The sequence below is a fragment of the Imperialibacter sp. genome, assembly GCF_040222815.1.
GTDB lineage: Bacteria > Bacteroidota > Bacteroidia > Cytophagales > Cyclobacteriaceae > Imperialibacter.
On sequence record NZ_JAVKCH010000057.1, the window covers coordinates 204,166 to 222,023 of the forward strand.

Here is a 17,858-nt window from a genome sequence, read left to right on the forward strand (position 1 = left end):
GAATAGAAGGCAAAACATATCTGACTGGAAAATGCGTACGACGAAGAAACGGCGATGGCTTTTGTTATTCGCCTCACTGGTGCTTGTTGTGCACGGTGCTTTGGCCCAGGTACAGCGATACCCGGCCGATATCCAGCCCATTCTGCCAGCCCCCTATTCGGTGTATCTCAGCGATTACACGGCCGAAGGAAGCAACCGACTCTCGGCCAATATTTTATTCAATGACTTCAATGAGGCATCATGGACCTTCAAGCTAAGGTTGTCCATCGAAAGCATGGATGTGCGGTTCCGCACCAAAAATGGATTCACGCCAGCATCGCCCATCACCGTCCAGCCAGGCGTACCCTATGTGTTGAGCGGATCCGACTGGGCGGAGTATTTCAACTTCAACAACCTCAATGTGAGCGGAAGGAATACGAGCCAAATTATTAACTCTGGAAGGTTGCCGGAAGGAATGTATTCGATTTGCCTTCAGGTATTGGACTACAATACGGGTGAGCTGTTGTCGCAGGAAAGTTGTGCCAATGTCTGGATACAATTGTTGGATCCACCCAGGCTGATTAGCCCTACAGACAACGAGTTTCTCGACCCAGCCACTACCACTAGTTTTCCTATCACCTGGCAGCTTTTTAATACAGCGAGTGCTAACAATACCATGGGTACTGATTTCCAACTGACTATGTGGGAGCTCACGGAGCCAGGCGCCAACCCCCTCAGCGCTGTGCAAAACGGGCAGGCGCTACAGGTATTTCAAAGTGGTTTATTGCAGAATACCAACTACACCTATGGCCCGGCTGATCCGCTGCTAGAGGCAGGAAAGGCCTATGTATACAGAGTGCAGGCCATAGATGCAGACGGTAAAGACAGGTACAAAAACAATGGATACAGCGAGTTTAGGCTGCTATACTATGGTTGGCCTACAGGTGGAAAAATTGAACTTACCAGCCCACCTTATGGTCATAGTTTTAGAAGGCAGATTCCGGCAGTAATCAAGTGGAATGCACTTACATCGAGGGCGCCCGAGCAGGGGGTTAACTACGAAATTAATATCAAACCGCTATCTCCAGGCGAGTCTCCGGAAGATGCTCTCCGGCAAAACTCGCAATGGTACTACAAATTGATAAGTGAGAACTTCACCAACTATCCCAAATCAGAGCTTTTGCCTTACCCGGATATAGACTCAGGTTATGTTTGGCAGGTAAAAGGTTATACAAATGGGTTGGAGGTTGCCAAAAGTGATATCTCAGTTTTTTATGGGCCACCGTTGGTAGAAAGGTTTTATGCTGCTGGTCATCGAATTGAGGTAGACAATATCACCAATAAGGACTTCGCCAGCTTTTCGGGGACGGGGAGAGTACGACTTTCAAGAGAGGAAGTGTGGACATCTATAGCGTTTGAAAATCTACAGTTGCGTCAGTCGGGATATTCAGCGTATTTGATCGGTGGAGAAATCAACATTGAAACCAGTCCCATTGCATTCGAACTTACCCCAGGTAATGAGGTAGATGGTGAGGCTACATTTCTGGCAACCAATTACAAAATAACAAAGGATGGTTTGTTTGTCGAGGGGAGTTTCTCCTGGGATCTACCGTTTCCTTTGCTCTCATCGGGCATTGGAAAAGTTACATCGGAGAAGTTCGCTTCGGATTTTAACGATTTTCGGCTTTCAGGAGTAGCCAATCTTACTAACGGCAATTCTTTCGAGCTACTGGATCCTCAGTTTTTCAGACTTGACCTTTCTCCAACCAGCACAGTGGTGATCTTCGACAATCAGTATTGGTTTGGTTTTGACGGAACGCTGACTACCCCTTCGGCCAAATCAGTCACAGGTAGCAGTGCTACCTGGGCTTTTAATCAGGTGGACAACCTTAGGCTAATAGAGATATCAGACTCAACCAATACAGTTCCACTGAGAGTAGTAGCGGGTACAGGCATGGAATTGCTTCCTCGTAAAAGTGTCATTGACCTGGATGATGCCTCATCGCCAGGAAAATTTGCCGGCGAGCCTTACTGGAAGGGTGTCTATATTGAGCAGTCTACCCTGAAAATTGCTGAAGCGATGGATGGGGCTGGCCAGTTTGCACTCAGCAGCGAACTCGAAAGCAGCATTGATCTAAATACTTTGCCCAATAGCCTCGTGGGAGTTACTGGAGAGGGTTTCACCCTCAAGCACGACTTGCACTTTAACGTGACAGGGGAATTCAATACGTTTCCCGCCAACTTCACAAGGCTTACACTGGACATCAACAACCAGCAAGCGAATGAGGCCAGCAGGCTGGAAGGGAATTTTCTGGTGCCTTTTATTGATACCACGACGCCTTTTGAGTTTCATTCTCAGCTATATGACAGAGGGTTTCGGCCGGGAACCCTGGCCAACCTGAACAACAAAACGTTCCGTTTCAACCCGGAAGGAGGAGAGCTAGCTGTGGATCTCACCATAAGGAAAGGGGAAATGGCAAGCAACGATCACCTCCGACTAACGATGGATGTGACCTGGCCGTCAGTTGGTGTAACGTTGAGCGGAGTCAATAATTTCAATGTGTGGGGAGATTACAGGGTAGGCTTTTACGTGCCGGAAGGGGTTTTGGCGCTTACTAACCAGGTCAACGCCATTTTTAGGGGGTATCCGGTGACTATAGATGCCCTTAGTGCTGGCCGAACGCAAAACTACTATGGCTTCGCTATTTCTGGAAAAGTGGTGATGGGTGAGGACGTAAGTGGCGACGACGGGGCACCCGCATTTAATCTCTATTCCATGGTTGAAAACCCCGTGCTGGACAAGAGCTATATGCCAGCGCCTACGCAAGGAGCTTTCAACCTGGCGTCGGCTCAAAATGGCCTTGATCAATTGGAGGAAGGGCTGGCGGCCATGGAGGAGGATCTCACCCAAAAAGTAGAACAGCAAACTGAGGCCTTGAAATCCACCACGGTCGATTTGATTGCATCTGCTTCCGGCGGACTTGGGGGTCAGGCACACGACGTAGCGTCGCTGGTCAGTACGCCTGAGCAACCCGCCGAAATTGATTATGAAGCCATTGCCGACCGCAAAGAGCGGCTATTGGCCTATCTAGAGCTTTTCCGGGAGCTGGCCAGCGACCCCACGGTGGTTGATGGCTTAATTGAACAGGTTCAGAATAGCGAAGAGGATTTTGACAATATATCGGACGTTGTAGCAGAGCTGAAACGATTTGCTACCAATTTTGCTATTGATAAAGTTGCTTCTCTGGGAGATGGCTTTTTGATGAAAGTGGATCTGGCTACCAGGAATATCAACGGCATTATCATAGGGAAAGCCAACCAGCTAACCGGCTCGGTTAAGGAGGAGCTGGATCAGGCCGTAACCGCCATTATTACCACAGTCTCTTCTGATGTAGTAGCCAGCATATCGCAGGATGCCCCCGATGCCGCCCTGGTCGTTGAAGAGGTGGCAAATTCTACCAGAGAGGCAATAGTGAATGAACTGACCCTGGCGCTCAATGCGTCGGTCAATCAAAACATTGTGTCTCCGGTCACTTCGTTTGTGAGCAGTAATTTAAATGAACGGGCCAGGCGACTGGTGAGGCGAACAGCCGAAAACGTGGTGCTGGGAGCCCTCAATCAAGACCAGAACCCCTCTGAAATTATGGAGGGGGTTCTTGATGGGTTCGACGATGAACTCAAAGGCATAGGCGACGAGCTGGGCGCCCAGGTGGACATGGACAAGATGCTGGAGGCGATAAAAAGTGTAGGTGAGGATTTGATCGCCAACATAAGTGCGGATCGAATAGTCAATCAAATTAAGAAGGGAGCGCTGGAGGCAATTTCCGGAGCGGTGGCCAAAAAGGCTTCAATTGCGGCCAACGAAATGGTGAATAACCTGCTTGGCGAAGAAGTGGGCATTTCAATACCGGTGGATTTTGCCGCTGTAGGCGGAAAGCTGTTGTCGGGGGCCAATCCAAAAGATTTGCTTTTTGACCCCATTCCTATCAGTGTGCGCTCCCCGGCACTTGACCTCAATGGAATTATTCACTTCACAAAAGGACATGCCCAATATGGTGACTCGTGGTCGGGCGATGTTGACGCCTTTGTGAAAGTGCCCAAGGCTTTTCAGATACAACTGGCCTACCTGAGCGGAAGAAAGGATAATGTGAGCTTCTGGATGGCTGAAGTTGGAAGTGGAGGCCCTCCACCTACGCCCGGAGAACCTACCGACGCTGATAAAATGGGACAACCGATGCAGCCTTCCACAATCAAGGAAGTGACTGACGAAATAGCGCTCGGCGTAGTCAAAATAGTGGCTTTGCAGGGGAGGGTTTACCGCCACATGGCGGCCAATGGGTTGGAGGGCATCGTCCCAGATGGCAACAACAACTATGGGGCTTACCTGCACATGGTGGCCTTTGGACCCCAAAATGGTAAGATGCTCCGGCTGGAGATAGACGCAAAAATGGACGTGGCCGCTACTGGCGACTTTACGGTTGACTTCCTAGGCAATGGCCAGATGCTCAGCAGTGTGCCGCAAGTGGCAAGCATTGATCAAACGGCGGTTGTAAAGGGCACCATCGTCCTAAAATACAATTCAGCGGAGCAGCACTTTTTTGGCCACCTGGCCGCCTCTTTCGAAAAACCGGGTGTGCTTTGCGCCCAGGGTAGCTTGCTGGTGGATGTGAAGCCCGGCGCCTGGAGAGTGGCGTTGGGAAGTCAGCAGGAGCGACTCAAGTTTATCCTGAACTGCGCCGGCTTTGGCCCAACGGGCTGGCTCGACCTCAACCAAAATACCGCCAATCTTGGACTGGGACTGGAGTTCATGTTCAAGCCGAACCCCATCCACGTGAACATTGCGATTGTAGAATTTGACCTGGTCATCGAAGCCGGAGCGGCAGCCGGCGTGCAGGTGATTGCGCAGTACAATCCCAGTTTTCAGTTGCAGGAAGCCGGACTTTGGCTGGAGTTATGGGCACAGATATACGCCCAGTATAAAAAGAAAGTGTCGGGAAATACTGGCACTATTACCCTGGTGGACATTTACCTGGCTGCCAACGCCAATATGAGATTCAATCCTGCGCCAAGCATTTTATACGGCAAGGTGAACGGCCACTTGCAAATACTGGTATTCAGCTTCGGGATTAACAAGGATTTTCAAATGAATTTGTGATGAAAAGGATAGCGCTGTTTGTTCCTGTATTATTAATTTTTTTCTCAACCTGTTTGTTGAGCCAAACGACCGACGAAACCTACTCTTCCCACTTGAATCAAGTGAGAATGGGGGCAAATCCAGCCCAGCCTTACAATTTATTGAGGGCGACAAATAATATGGAAATCGTAAAAGGCGTAGTTGCCGAGAATTTGAGGGACACCCTGGTTTCTGTTAGAAGATTCTGCTACCAATCCCTTGACGTCATACAAAAAAGTGCCACTGCTCCCGCCACCAAACAACAAATACTGGCCCTTCAGCTACAGGGGATGGAAGACGAATCTCCCGACATAGTGGGCTTGTCCATTCAAAACCTTAGTTCTGTGCCGGTTTCTTTATTCAATGCCTCTCAGAAGACATTACTTATCCAGGCGTTGGATCGGCAGGCACCAAAGAAGGAGGTGTTGATAAAAATGGTCGGAACGCTGAAAGACGAGAGCGCCGCCCCAGCTCTCAGGCAGTTGTCGCAGCCCGGCAATTCGGCAAAGGTGCGATGGGCGGCCTACCTGGCATTGGCCAGAATGGGTGATCAAACGGCCATCAACCTGGTGAACAATAAAGTGAGGGGCATTGAAGTAAATGACGATATGGTTTACGACATGGCACCGTCAATTATTTACACCCAGCAAAAGCAACTCTACGACTACCTGGTAGAATTGCTTTACAGCAACGAAAAGAATTGTGAATCGGCCAACCCGGATCAAATCAATGCTATCAATTGCGCCTACAGGATATTGGAGTTGCTTGCCCCTGAAATCGAAAGCTTTCCGATAGCCACAACTGCTTCCGGTGACCTGGAAGCAAGTAGTTATCAGGAGGCTTTGATAACGGCGAGGGAGTGGTTTCAGAGTAACAGGGAATTCACTATAAAAGGTGCCAATTGACAGCAGCTTCGCTCATTTCACCGTCTCATACACCTTCTTCCCCTCAAACATTGTCCACAGCACCTGCGTAGCCTTTAGCGACTCCGGGCTCACCGTAAGCACGTCCCGGTCCAGCAGGATAAAATCGGCCGATTTGCCGATGGCCAGCGAGCCAATACGGTTTTCCATCATCAGGGCCTTGGCCGCTTCGGAGGTGTAGGCGTAGAGCATCGCCATCCTCGGCATGCGTTGGCTGGCGTCGAGCACCCCCAGCGCTCCTTTCCGGGTTTCAGCATAATACATCGCCTCGAAAGGGTTGGCGGTGGACACGGGCCAGTCGCTGGCACCGCAAATGGTGGCCCCAGCCTGCAGCATCGACCGCACCGGATACATCCATTGGTAGATCGAGGGATCCACATAGGGCTTCACAATGTCAATGGTAGTTTCGTCGCCCAGGGCCCACAGCAGCTGAAAGGAGGCCAACACATTCAGGCGGGCAAAACGGTCGAAGTCGGCAGGCTGCACAAACTGCAGGTGGGTAATGGTGTGGGGCAGGGCCATACTTTTGTTGGCTTTTCGCATGGCCTCAAAGCCATTGAGGGTTTCTGTCACCGCCTCATCGCCAATGGCATGCACGTGAACCAACAGGTTTTCCTTGTCGGCCAGGGTAGCAAACCGGGCAAACTTCTCAGGATCCATCATCATCACGCCATTTGATTGGGTGCCGGTATAGGGCAGGGAGAGGGCCGCTGTATGGGTAGGGTGCTCTACCACGCCATCAGCAAAAACTTTGAAGCCGAGCACCTGTAGGTTGTTGCCGTTGTATTGCTGCTGCAGGGCCCTCACAGCAGCCATCTGCGGGATTGGGTCGGCATTCACCTCCGCCACCACCGTAGCGGCTATGTGGGCGGTGAGCTGGCCTTGTTGCTCCAGGCGCTGGTACCAGTCAAGCATATTGTCGTGCGGGCCGGGCAGCCGGGCAGCGGAGGGATCCAGAAAGGCAGTAATGCCGAAGCCATTGTTATACTCCATGGCTTTTATGGCCCCCAGACTGAAGTCGGTATCGGGCTCCAGCACTTCCTCAATTTTGTGCTGACCATCTTCAGAAACAAACCCATTGCTTTCACCGTCGGCAGCCACACCGAAATACTTTTTGTCGTCGCCCGTCAGCGATGCCAGATAGGCTTTGGTCACGCCCGCCCGTCTCAGCATGGCTTTGTTGGCCCAGGCAGTATGCCAGTCGGAGCCCCGCAGGAACACCGGTTGGTCTTTGAACTCACCGCTGTTGAAAAGCTTGATCACCCTGTCCAGCGCTTTCCAGGTGCTGATGTTCAGGCCATAAATTACCAGCACATCGCCGGTCATGCCTTCTTTTTTCTTTAGTGTCTCAAGGGCAAACTGGTGGATTTGGTCCACGTCCAGAAACAGGTCGTTCACATTGGCCTTGGTCAGCCCCATGCCCCCGTCAATGCCGTGGTTGTGGCTGTCGACCAGCCCGGGCATCACAAAGCCGCCCTGCAAGTCGATCCATTCTGCCTGCTCGCTGACTTTCGCCTTCACCTGTTCGTAGTTGCCCACCGCTACTATGGTCTTCCCTTTCACGGCCAGGGCGTCAGCGTAAGGCTGCTGCGGATTGGCAGTAAATACTTTAGCATTAAAATAGACCTGCTCCTGGGCTTGGGCGGTCAAAAAGCAAATCAGCAGAAGGAAAAGGCCGAAGTATTTCATAGAGAAGACATGTTGGGGATGAAGGGCAAGATAGGGAAAGTCGGCAGTATTTTCTGGCTGGCGTGCGGGCACTTTTGTGCCTGCACCTCCTTTTTACAAAATACACAAGCCTAAGTCTTGCTGGTGAGCAGGGCAGCTTGCCAAACAATGATCGCCGGCGTTTTGGGCCACCTGTTTGGAAATATTTTCCTTTGAGCTACAATAGGGAAACGGAGAACCTTGACTTACCTACATTTTCCGAATCACAATCTCCACCCGCCTGTTCAGGCTTTTGCCTTCTTCGGTTTCGTTGTCAGTTTTTGGCTTGGTATCGCCGTAGCCTTTCGCCGTAGCCCGGCCCGACAATCCCTTTGTTTGCAAATAGTCAATCACGGCCTGCGATCTTTCCTGAGAAAGCTTGAGATTGTAGTCAGCGGTTCCCGTGTTGTCTGTATGCCCCGCTATTTCAATTTCCATTTTGGGGTGGGCCTGGAGCAGCTTGATAATTCTGTCGAGCTCAGCAAAGGACTCCTTCTGCAAAATGGCCTCATTAGTATTGAAAAAGATATTGTTGAGCCTTACCGATGCCCCCACATTGATGGGTGCCAGCAGCAGATTTTGCTGTAGCTCTGCGTACATGTTGATGTCGCTGGCGTTCAGGTTGGCACTTTCAGGAATATACCCCTCTCTTTCTGCGTTGAACCCATAAACACCACCTGCTGGCAAAATGATCGTATAGCGGCCGGTAACAGGGTGCGATGAAGCCTGCCCCAGTTCTTTTCCCACATCTTCCAGTGAAAAATATTTGATTTGCGCTTCAATTGGCTGGCCTGTAGAGGCGTCGAGCACAATACCGGTCACCAGCACCACTGGCTTAGGCCGGGCCGAGGCTGGCAGGGGAATCCTGAAAATGTCGCTGTTGCCCATCGAATGCTGCACCGATGCCAGGTAGGCATATTCGCCTCTGGCGTCCAATGTATAATTGGCTTCCCAGGTATTGGTGTTGATGTCAGGTCCCAGGTTTTCCGGTTCAGTCCATTTTGTCCAGGTGTCATCGAGGCGTCGGCTCACAAATATGTCGGCACTGCCGTAGCCGGGATGGCCATACGATGAAAAGTAGAGTGTTTCATTGTCGGCTGCTATGAAAGGGGAGAAATCCATAGCAAACGAATTCACCTCCTGGCCCATGTGGGCAGGGGCTGACCAGGTGTTGTCGCTTTTAAGAAAAGAGCAATACAGATCCATGTCTCCTTTGGTGTCGTTCCTTTCCAGGGCCATCACCAGCACATTCTGGTTGGGCGACAGGCAATAGTCTACGAAGTCAGCGTTGTTGTAATAGTCGTTGATCACTAGATTTTCGGGAATGCTCCAGCCAGTAGGGCTTCTTTTGGTGAGCGACACGCCGCCGCCCAGGTTTCTGCCATCGGGCAAATAGGTATTGGCCACCAGCAGGTTATTACCATCCGGGGCAGCGGAAATCACGAAGTTGTTGCCACTATTGTTGAGGGGTGTGCCAATGTTTTGCAGCTCCGCCCACTCTCCCACAGAGTCTTTCTCCGAAAACCAGATGTCGTCTTTCTTCAGGCTCCCAAAGTTCTTAGGGTGCTCTCCACGGGCCACATACAATGTGGCGCCGTCAGCAGAAATAACAACTCCCTTTTCGGAATACTGAGAATTGATTTTCGAGCCGAGGTTTTCCTTTACCGTATTGGCAATGGTGCTTTCTGCCTGCCTGATCTCGGGAGTTTCCTGATATATGTTGAACTCGTAAACCTTTACAGACACCTGGCCTCTGAGGTGAAACCCTAAGTAGGTGCCCTGAAACGGCGTGAATTTTGCCTGAGCGAGCAACTGACCATTAAACTCAAAGAAAATTTCATTGCCAGTCTTTCTCACCACGATGGTATGCTTCCTAGCCTCCTCTAATGGTGTCGGCAGGAAGTCAGGTCGTAGAATCGGTGTTACCTTTTTCTTTTTGAAAGAGTAGATATGAAAAAAGCCATTTTGGCTGATGTCCATTGCCTGGTAATTGCTGTACTCGTCGGCACCCCACACCAGGCCAAAGCTTCCGTTTCTGAAATTTCTTACCTCCACTATCGTTTCCAACTTGAAATCTTTGGAGGGGTCGAGCTGAAAATGCTTCTGATTAAAGAAACCGATGTCACCGTCAGCCACTTCCATATACATGGCACCGTTGGCAATCATGCTTTTGGCATACGGCCGCTCGAACAGCGACCAGCCATTTCTGTTGTCTTCAAATATTTCGTGTAATGCGGGAGTCTCTTGCGCTTTCACGCCATGGCAATAGCATAGGAGAGAAAAAAACCCAACAACTAAAATGCGATGTCTATTCATTGGAAACACTTCGGAGCCACTGCTCAGCTTCAGATAGCTGTTCAAAAAGTTTAAACTCAAAGTCTTTGACCCTGGTTCCCAAATCTACGGCAGAAAACCGAGTAATAAACTTAGAAGAATGCACATGCGCCATATATCTTAAGCCATTAGCAACACTTTCCCTCATTCGTCCTTTTTCCAGCTCGTCGTTAAGGGCGATCCAGTTCGCCTCAAAATGGGTATTGTCGTTCAGTAGTTTGGAGCAACCAGTTGCTTTCAGGAGGGTGGAATAGAGCGACGACCCCTTCGAGATATACGCCATGGAAACATTGCCATACCAGGTACACCTTATCCAGCCATTTTCAGGCTCGTGGCCAATTTCCAGGTACTTGACGCCTTCGTCGGTGGTGATTACTTCCATTCAGGGTGCTCATTGTGTTGTAGAACGTCAACATACCATTTGCCTCTGCTAAAGACGAATGAAATTATAAAAAAGGTGCCTGCAAATAGTTGAATTTTGTAAAAAGGGCCACCCTTGGGCCATCTTTCGACGGCAGGCGCATGGGAATAACAGCATCGATCATCCAGCAGTCATCGTAAGGAGGGTATTTCTGGAGCGACAACGACACCATATAGCTATGCACTTCGCCTTCATTATCTTCAATAAGTACCAGAAATTCAGCTTCGCTTTTTTCCTGAAAGTGCGTGCGGATTTCAAAGTGTCTGCAATTGATCAGCGGCCTGAAGTTTTCGTTGTGCACCATAATGTTGAACCGTTCAATCGGCCCGGTATTTTCTTTGTTCGAGGGCGAAGCAAAATTCCAGGCAATTTCAATGCCATGGTCAGACTCCGGAGAGTCGTTTTGCTGCAAAGCCAGAAAATTGATATGAACGACTTCCTCTGCACTCAGCGCAGGATGTGGCAACTCCTGCGGAGCGCAGCCGATAAAGGCAATCAGAGTAAGAAGATAGGGTAATCTCATATATAAGAAGCCTCCAACTTTTAGTCGTTCAGCAAACCAGCTTTTACTTTAAAACCAGACTTAATGCTCAGCTCTACGTCTTCAGAAATCAGCTTGTCCGTTACAGCCTTTACCCGTAGCGCATAAGTATCCTGAATGATATACTCCTTGAAATTTTCTCCCGAGGTCTCCAGCGAAAGCATATTACCCACATTGTCTGGAACATTTTCTGCACTCGCAAGCAGCTTTTCGTCAAGTCCGTCAGCATTGATATATACATGCAACGACGACAAGAAGCTGAGATCCCGGCCTTCAGGAGCTTTTACACTAATATCGACATTTTCCAGATAAATCTCCTTCACCAGCTTTTTGTTGGTGTTATTGCTGTTAAATGTTGACTCCGCATCAGTAGAAACCGGCGGTGTTAGAATATCGAGTGGCAGATTGACACCAAGCGAAGATGGCACGGTCACTTCCGATGTGTAAGACATTTTGAAGTTGATAAGGTCGTTGAGCTTATTGCAGCCCAAGGCGATGGCTACAAGAGACATGGTGAGACTTGCAATAATGATACGGTTGGAAAAATTCATAGCTGATATTACAATTGATTGATATATTGATAACGAATAGAACTAGCGAACCAACATGATTTTTACATTGCTGGCATTGGCCCTGGCCCCGGGCATAGCCATTATTTTGTTTATCTACCTCAAAGACAAGCACGAAAAAGAGCCAAAAGGGCTTTTGCTCCGGGCCTTTCTTTTTGGCATACTCAGCCTGGTGCTCACACTGGTAGTTTCGGCTATTGCTGACAAGTTTGTGTCTCTCGATCACTCCAGTGCTGAAGACCTGGCACTTTACGCCTTTGGCATGGTAGCACTTATTGAGGAAGGAAGCAAATATCTTTTCGTAAGGTACTTCCTTTATCCACACAAAGAATTCAACGAGCCCTTCGACGGCATTATTTACGCAGTAATGGTAAGCATGGGATTTGCTACGGTGGAAAACCTTTTCTACGTGTTTGAGGGTGGCGTGAGCATTGCCATCATGCGAATGTTTACCGCTGTGCCAGCACATGCTACTTTTGCGGTGCTCATGGGTTTCTTTTTGGGTAAAGCGAAATTTCAACACAAAAAAGCAGCTTTCGGCCTTATTGGACTAGGGGCTGCCACCATTTTGCACGGCGCCTATGACTATTTCCTTTTCATGGACCACGTGCCAGGCATTTGGCTGGGCGCTCTTGTCTCTTTGATCGTTGGACTTTATCTGTCAAAACGAGCCATTAAAATGCACCAGGAGGTTTCGCCTTTCAAGCCACTTAAAGGGCTTTAGCTGTTGACTACCAGGAGGAACAGTTGTAAATTTTAACATGAATATTCCTGAAGCCACCAAATTGAAGATACATCAGCTGATTGCTGACGGTAGAAAGCTCGAAGCGGTTAAGTACGTGAAGCAACAATTTGGTTTGGCGCTAAAGGATTCACTGAAACTCGTGGAGGCCCTGGAGAGAGAGGTGCCACTTTCGGGGAGTAGCTATCAAAAAAGACCTTTTGCCCGCACCAGTTTTTCCGGGCCCGACAAAGTCTTCTACATTCTTTCCAGGGTATTTTTGGGGTTGGCAGTTCTTCTGTTTACCATCGGCGGCACTATGGCTTACGACACGAAAGAGGAACTGAACCATGCGCTGCAATTGCAAGGGCGAGTAGCAGAATTTGCCTACGGTTCGGATGGAGGCTCTATACCCGTAGTGGAATTTACCCACAAGGGCAAAAAACAAAGAGTGCAGGGCTCGGTAGCATCCACTCCCCCGGCCTACGATATCGGCGAGCCGGTAAAAGTATTTGTGATCGCAGATGAGGGCTACGAAAAGATAAGGATCGACGGCATTTTTGAACTTTGGATAGGGCCTATTATCCTCACCTTTATTGGCACGATCTTCCTTTTTATCGGAGGCGGCATGTACGCCGTCAGCAGATAGTTTTGTTGCTCCATTAAACCTTTTGCGTGTTCGTGCATCTAATTAAAAAACGAAAAATATGCGAAGGATTGTAATCACATTCATTGGTGTAATGGTAGCAGCTACCACACTAATGGCACAAGAAGAACAGAGCACAGCAAAAACCCAAAAACATGCTCAGCGAACTCCCGAGGAACGGGCGAAAGAGATGACCACCCGGTTAAAAGAAGAGCTTAATCTCACCGACCAGCAATCGGAAGAACTTTATACTATTCATTTGAAATATGCGGAAGAGCGCAAAGGCGTTTTGGATGCTGGCAAACAAGAACGGGAATCCCAAAGAACAGAGATCAAAAGCATCGACGATAGGCAAAAAGCAGAGATGAAGAGCGTTCTGACCGAGGAGCAGGTGGCCAAGCTGGATCAATTACAGGAAGAAAGAGCACACAGAAAGGGCGACAGACCGCAAAGAGGCCAAAGGCGCAAGGGCAGAGGGTAAAGCTGTCGGTTAGTAGCTTACCTGAATGTCTGTTATCTCCATTTTGTAAAAACCCGCATTGCGAGAGCTGGCGAGCCAGGCTCCTTCATAGTTTTCCCAGTTTTCCCAGCTGATTTCTACACCGCCAATGGGGATAATTTTCACCCAGAGCTTCCAGGCTCTGGGTTTGAAGTTTTCATCGAGCAGCCACAGGTAACTATCGCCCGGGGTAACGCCACCGGACGTGTAGGTGACCAGCAATGCAGGCCCATCGGCTGTTTCTACCAGCCGCCGCTCAGTGCCGGGGTCCCTTACTTTAAATGGGGCCACCAGCCAGAAGGAGTCGTTGGCAAAATACGTCCAGGCTGTTTGGATCGCATCATGTAGCTCGTCACCTTCCAAAGCGTTGCCCTTTTCCGTTGCTGAGCCTTCGAAAGTGTCGGGGGAAAATTTTACTTCCATATCCGCCCAGGTCACAGCAACGATGTTCTCCGGTTTGTGCCAAACGTAGTGATGGCCTCCGGGAAATGTCCATGACAAGGTTTTGATCTGCTGATAAGCCTCATAGTTCATGGACTTCAGCATTTTATCGGCCAGAGCTTCTGCTTCCGGGCCTTTTTCTCCCTCGGGTAATGGATCACTTGCTATCCAAATAACGCCTGCTCCCAGCAATAGCAAACTGAGCAAAACAATCCCAGCAGTCTTCAACGCCTTCATCATAGCATTGAAACTGAAGACTGCCGGAAAAGTTCACGTTATTTCAGCATCGGGAACAGGGCTCTTATCTCCTCGTCGTTGGGCTGGCGGCCGTATTCGCAAATCTCGAAGGTTTCTACATTGGTGGCTTTGGCCACCCGGTCTTTGCCATACCATTTTTCAATGGCCTTTTTAGCCTCGGCTGAAGGAGGCCTCACCGACTTTTTGGTCAGCCAGGCTTTTCTTGCTTCAGCGCCTTCGGGCACCTGATCGGCATAGCCACCAATCCATGGCAGCCACTCATAAAACTGCGACACATGGGCATCCAGGGCATGGCCTTTTTGTTCCGTTACCTCGGTGATGTCCACGGCGATGTCTGGTCGGAAAGGATTAGGACGTTGAAAACCATCGTAGCCGTAAAGGAAAACGGGATTCTTTTTCAGCGCAGGCACCTCCGGCGCAATATTGGGCACGGCCACCATGTAGGCAGCGTCTTGCACTAGCACGCCGGTATAGCGATGATCGGGGTGGTAGTCGTTGGGGCGGGGAGCGATCACAATATCTGCATCCCACTTGCGGATTTCCCGGATCACCTGGAGCCTGACACCCAGGCTAGGCACTAATTCACCGTCGTGGTTACCCAGCACCACATATTCTGCGATACCAAAACGTTTGGCAGCTTCCTGGGCTTCGGCTATTCTTCGCTTGGCCAGGGCTCCACCGCCGGTGGTTTGGTGACCGGCATCTCCGTTGGTGAGCGACACAAACTTGACCTGGTGGCCCATTTTTGCAAAAAGAATGGCCGTGCCGCCCTCATCCTGGTCGCAATCGTCGGGGTGGGCACCGAGCACCACGATGCGCAGCGGCGTGGCCGTTTGCGCAGCAGCAAAACCGATGGCAATGAAAGCAAAGAGAAGAGTGAGAAGGTGTTTTTTCATGAGTAGGTAGTTTAAAGCATAATCATCATTAATACACGTCACCCCGAACCGACGCAGGAGGGAGAGGTCTCCCCAACGAGCGTCTGCTCTTTTCTATGAGAATAGGCTCACTTTCGTGTCGGGTCAACGTGACAACGGATAAGGTAAAGAATTTCCGGGAGAGAATGGTTAGACTTTATTGTAGTGGTGGAAGAAGGGAGCATACTTCTATCGTCTCAAAAAAGCCTTCTTACCAACTCTGATGTCAGCCAACCATCTACATAGCTGTTAAATGCGGAGTTTTGGTCTTTGAGCTTGTCTAATTTTTCGGGATTATTCTTTAAGCCATAAGCAAATGAAGGCCAGCGAGATGATAGTATTAGCCATTTGATCAAATCAGCTTGAGAAATGTCCGTAAGTGTTTTTCCTTCCAAGAACAGCGCATTCCGTGTTAAGGAATAGTTGTTAATAAATCGCTTGATGCTTCTCGGGTTTGCATCAAGATCTTTTTCATACTGGAGAAGGACATGGCTTAGTTCACTTTTGAGATCAATATCGGCAAGCCTCTCAGATACATTTTTTCTTAGCTCAATCTGGTTGGTGTTTGGGTTGCTCTTATTGCTTTCAATTATATTGCTGAGCTCTTGCTCAGAGTTAGCAACTTTAATTTCCTCAGTTTGAGCAGCTGTAAGAGAATCTTCAATGGGCTTTTGAGTCACATTTAAGAGAAATCTCATGTATTGTGATTTTGCCTCTGAAGACATTTTTGGGACAGATATGGACATTTGAAACGCTTTGGCGAGAAACAAATCTCCTAATCCATTTCCTTCTGTTCCGAGACCTACAAATGAAGAATAATGACATTCGAAGCACTTTGTGATCCATTTGCCGTCACCCGAGAACACATAAAGAACTTTTTGATCCTTAAATAAAGTCTGAATCCCTTCTAAAAGCCTAACAGTTGAGCCAATATTGCATCTATCGAGGTCATCAATAAATACAGCTAAATGTTTATCGGACCTTTTAATAATCGCTGCGAAATAGTTTTTAAGTTCATTCATTGGATCCTTTATGTTCTTTAGGAACGAGTCCTCAGGTCTAGAAAGTCCTGGAGATATTGACCCCAAAAATGACTTGATCAATAAATAAGCAGAACCAGAAAAGGTTAGAATGCCTATCGTTGTATCGGTCTGATCTTTAATGCTGCTTAGGGAAGGGAACAGCAGTGAAGGTAGACTACACTTTACAGTCAAATAACCAGTTAAACCGAGAAGAACAAAAGATATCAGGCTCCATATGCTGGGCTTCATCCATCCCCACCAAATATTATACAACCATAATTTAACTTTTGGAAGAAAGCTACTTTCAGCCTTTAAGCCAAGATAAATTCGGTAAATGAGAATCCACCATGGGTTTTCTAGATGCTGATTTTGCCACGCATTATATTTTACAACAGCCCAGTCATCGTTTTTAAGTTTTAACTCAAGCATATCAAGAATGCTAGACTTTCCACTACCCCATTCGCCGTCTAAATGGATTGTGTATGAATCTTGATTGCCAGTCTCCTTCCAGTACCTGTCAACATGCGATTTTAATGCATTTATAAATGGTTCCCTAAGAAGCCTGTCGTCTTTTGCCGGCCCGTCGCCTTGAAGTTTGACAACTTCGTTGAGACTCTCAGAATCTTTCTCTTTAACGCTGCTTTGCTCGGTTGGTAGCGGCTCGAAATATCGTTGATCGGGAATATTTGAGTAGACATATATAGGCACAGTGCCTTCCTTTTGTTTTTTAAGTAGGTGGATAGGAGGTTGAAATATTGTAGTCTCGTCACTGAATGGAATATCCTCTAATGGGTTGGTTACAAACAGTGTAGAATTTTCAAGCCCATACCTTTTTAGCTCAATAGTGTCTTCACCCATTGGAGATGTATAACCATGTCCAATAGTTTTACCTGCATCGTAGAACTTTAGAGCGGATTCACGCTCTAGGGAGGTATTATAAAAAAAGCTATTAGGCACATCTTTAGATGTAAATTCGTAGAGAGGAACCGTAAATTCACTCTCATTTGTCAGCAGATAACCGATAAGCCCCTGATTTTTGAACCCAATTCTTTCAAAGTTAGAATCCGTTTCCAGTACGGACAAGGCAAATTTCTGATAGGTTTTAGGGGGTAGATAGCCTTTCAATTCCTTTAGCCAACCATTAAACCTATCTAGTGACTCTGAGGGTGTTGTTGGGTTTGTGTTATCCTTACTGGGATTACTTAGTAGGCGGTATACATGGCCTACTTTCTCTAGCTTAAAAAACGCATTTGTTTCTGCCAAGTTGACCGTGAATCCATATTTCCCGTCAACTTCAAAGATTACATCATAGGTTCCTTTGCCAAAACCAGTAGAATTTATTAGCTGCTCCAACGATTTTGAGGACAGGTAATCATCCTTGTACTTAGTTTTTAGCTTTTTTTCTACTACCTCGAAACCGTTCGTTGTCAAAGAACAAAAATCCGGCTCAGAGGGATCTAATTGCTTGAGTAAACCTTTACTAATCAGGCCGGTAGAAATTTGAGCAGGATTACTTCCAGTTGAGGGCAAACTATTTTGAAGCAATGCTTTCGATACAGATGATTGTGGCCCATTCTCATAAAGAGTTAATAATAGGATTTCGCCAATTTCTTCATGTGTCATATAGAATAGTTAAGATAACGCAAAGAGTACTGTGGTCTCTGCAAATTGCCCTACACAAAAGCCTCACATACTATATACTGTAGTGGT

13 protein-coding genes are annotated in these 17,858 nt (G+C 48.2%); 5 read left to right on the top strand and 8 right to left on the bottom strand.

Annotated features, from left to right (window positions below; all coding sequences use genetic code 11):
• The first annotated feature begins 31 nt into the window (after positions 1 to 31).
• Positions 32 to 5,134 carry an MICOS complex subunit MIC60 gene (locus RIF36_RS26960; RefSeq protein WP_350120804.1) on the top strand — a complete coding sequence of 1,701 codons (5,103 nt, stop codon included), beginning with the start codon at positions 32 to 34 and terminating at the stop codon, positions 5,132 to 5,134.
• Between the two features lie 158 nt (positions 5,135 to 5,292).
• Complete coding sequence (locus tag RIF36_RS26965; RefSeq protein ID WP_350120801.1) at positions 5,293 to 6,057, top strand: HEAT repeat domain-containing protein; 765 nt, start codon at positions 5,293 to 5,295, stop codon at positions 6,055 to 6,057.
• Between the two features lie 12 nt (positions 6,058 to 6,069).
• Here RIF36_RS26965 and RIF36_RS26970 read toward each other — a convergent pair whose 3' ends face one another.
• The 5 genes from RIF36_RS26970 to RIF36_RS26990 form a co-directional block, all read right to left on the bottom strand.
• Complete coding sequence (locus RIF36_RS26970; protein WP_350120798.1) at positions 6,070 to 7,764, bottom strand: amidohydrolase; 1,695 nt, start codon at positions 7,762 to 7,764, stop codon at positions 6,070 to 6,072.
• A gap of 228 nt (positions 7,765 to 7,992) precedes the next feature.
• The gene (locus RIF36_RS26975; protein WP_350120795.1) at positions 7,993 to 10,098 is read right to left on the bottom strand and encodes an OmpA family protein; all 2,106 of its coding nucleotides are present in this window, start codon (positions 10,096 to 10,098) and stop codon (positions 7,993 to 7,995) included.
• On the bottom strand, positions 10,091 to 10,498 hold the full coding sequence (locus RIF36_RS26980) for a hypothetical protein (RefSeq protein ID WP_350120793.1): 408 nt from the start codon (positions 10,496 to 10,498) through the stop codon (positions 10,091 to 10,093). Before RIF36_RS26980 ends, RIF36_RS26975 begins: the two co-directional genes overlap by 8 nt.
• 64 nt (positions 10,499 to 10,562) lie before the next feature.
• Positions 10,563 to 11,060, bottom strand: coding sequence for a DUF4864 domain-containing protein (locus RIF36_RS26985; protein WP_350120790.1), 498 nt, complete (start codon positions 11,058 to 11,060; stop codon positions 10,563 to 10,565).
• Positions 11,061 to 11,080: 20 nt separating this feature from the next.
• Positions 11,081 to 11,629 carry a hypothetical protein gene (locus RIF36_RS26990; RefSeq protein ID WP_350120787.1) on the bottom strand — a complete coding sequence of 183 codons (549 nt, stop codon included), beginning with the start codon at positions 11,627 to 11,629 and terminating at the stop codon, positions 11,081 to 11,083.
• A gap of 55 nt (positions 11,630 to 11,684) precedes the next feature.
• On the opposite strand from RIF36_RS26990, the gene RIF36_RS26995 reads away from it, so the two are divergent.
• The 3 genes from RIF36_RS26995 to RIF36_RS27005 are packed head-to-tail and all read left to right on the top strand — an operon-like array spanning position 11,685 to position 13,495.
• Complete coding sequence (locus RIF36_RS26995; protein WP_350120785.1) at positions 11,685 to 12,371, top strand: YhfC family glutamic-type intramembrane protease; 687 nt, start codon at positions 11,685 to 11,687, stop codon at positions 12,369 to 12,371.
• A 37-nt stretch (positions 12,372 to 12,408) separates the two neighbouring features.
• Positions 12,409 to 13,017: a DUF3592 domain-containing protein gene (locus RIF36_RS27000; protein WP_350120783.1), complete on the top strand. Its 609-nt coding sequence runs from the start codon at positions 12,409 to 12,411 to the stop codon at positions 13,015 to 13,017.
• A gap of 58 nt (positions 13,018 to 13,075) precedes the next feature.
• On the top strand, positions 13,076 to 13,495 hold the full coding sequence (locus tag RIF36_RS27005) for a DUF4890 domain-containing protein (RefSeq protein ID WP_350120781.1): 420 nt from the start codon (positions 13,076 to 13,078) through the stop codon (positions 13,493 to 13,495).
• A gap of 9 nt (positions 13,496 to 13,504) precedes the next feature.
• Here the strand turns inward: RIF36_RS27005 and RIF36_RS27010 are convergent, their stop codons facing one another.
• From RIF36_RS27010 to RIF36_RS27020, 3 genes are all read right to left on the bottom strand, one after another.
• A complete protein-coding gene (locus RIF36_RS27010; RefSeq protein ID WP_350120779.1) occupies positions 13,505 to 14,194 on the bottom strand; it encodes a hypothetical protein in 690 nt (229 codons plus the stop codon).
• 35 nt (positions 14,195 to 14,229) lie between these two features.
• Complete coding sequence (locus RIF36_RS27015; protein ID WP_350120777.1) at positions 14,230 to 15,108, bottom strand: PIG-L deacetylase family protein; 879 nt, start codon at positions 15,106 to 15,108, stop codon at positions 14,230 to 14,232.
• A 215-nt stretch (positions 15,109 to 15,323) separates the two neighbouring features.
• On the bottom strand, positions 15,324 to 17,771 hold the full coding sequence (locus RIF36_RS27020) for a KAP family P-loop NTPase fold protein (protein WP_350120775.1): 2,448 nt from the start codon (positions 17,769 to 17,771) through the stop codon (positions 15,324 to 15,326).
• Positions 17,772 to 17,858 lie beyond the last annotated feature (87 nt).

Bases quoted from the DNA above. Each gene is read 5' to 3' on its own strand.
- RIF36_RS26975 (WP_350120795.1), bottom strand. From the start codon at position 10,098: ATGAATAGACATCGCATTTTAGTTGTTGGGTTTTTTTCTCTCCTATGC.
- RIF36_RS26980 (WP_350120793.1), bottom strand. From the start codon at position 10,498: ATGGAAGTAATCACCACCGACGAAGGCGTCAAGTACCTGGAAATTGGC.
- RIF36_RS27020 (WP_350120775.1), bottom strand. From the start codon at position 17,771: ATGACACATGAAGAAATTGGCGAAATCCTATTATTAACTCTTTATGAG.
- RIF36_RS27000 (WP_350120783.1), top strand. From the start codon at position 12,409: ATGAATATTCCTGAAGCCACCAAATTGAAGATACATCAGCTGATTGCT.
- RIF36_RS26965 (WP_350120801.1), top strand. From the start codon at position 5,293: ATGGAAATCGTAAAAGGCGTAGTTGCCGAGAATTTGAGGGACACCCTG.
- RIF36_RS27005 (WP_350120781.1), top strand. From the start codon at position 13,076: ATGCGAAGGATTGTAATCACATTCATTGGTGTAATGGTAGCAGCTACC.
- RIF36_RS26960 (WP_350120804.1), top strand. From the start codon at position 32: ATGCGTACGACGAAGAAACGGCGATGGCTTTTGTTATTCGCCTCACTG.
- RIF36_RS27010 (WP_350120779.1), bottom strand. From the start codon at position 14,194: ATGATGAAGGCGTTGAAGACTGCTGGGATTGTTTTGCTCAGTTTGCTA.
- RIF36_RS26995 (WP_350120785.1), top strand. From the start codon at position 11,685: ATGATTTTTACATTGCTGGCATTGGCCCTGGCCCCGGGCATAGCCATT.
- RIF36_RS27015 (WP_350120777.1), bottom strand. From the start codon at position 15,108: ATGAAAAAACACCTTCTCACTCTTCTCTTTGCTTTCATTGCCATCGGT.
- RIF36_RS26985 (WP_350120790.1), bottom strand. From the start codon at position 11,060: ATGAGATTACCCTATCTTCTTACTCTGATTGCCTTTATCGGCTGCGCT.
- RIF36_RS26990 (WP_350120787.1), bottom strand. From the start codon at position 11,629: ATGAATTTTTCCAACCGTATCATTATTGCAAGTCTCACCATGTCTCTT.
- RIF36_RS26970 (WP_350120798.1), bottom strand. From the start codon at position 7,764: ATGAAATACTTCGGCCTTTTCCTTCTGCTGATTTGCTTTTTGACCGCC.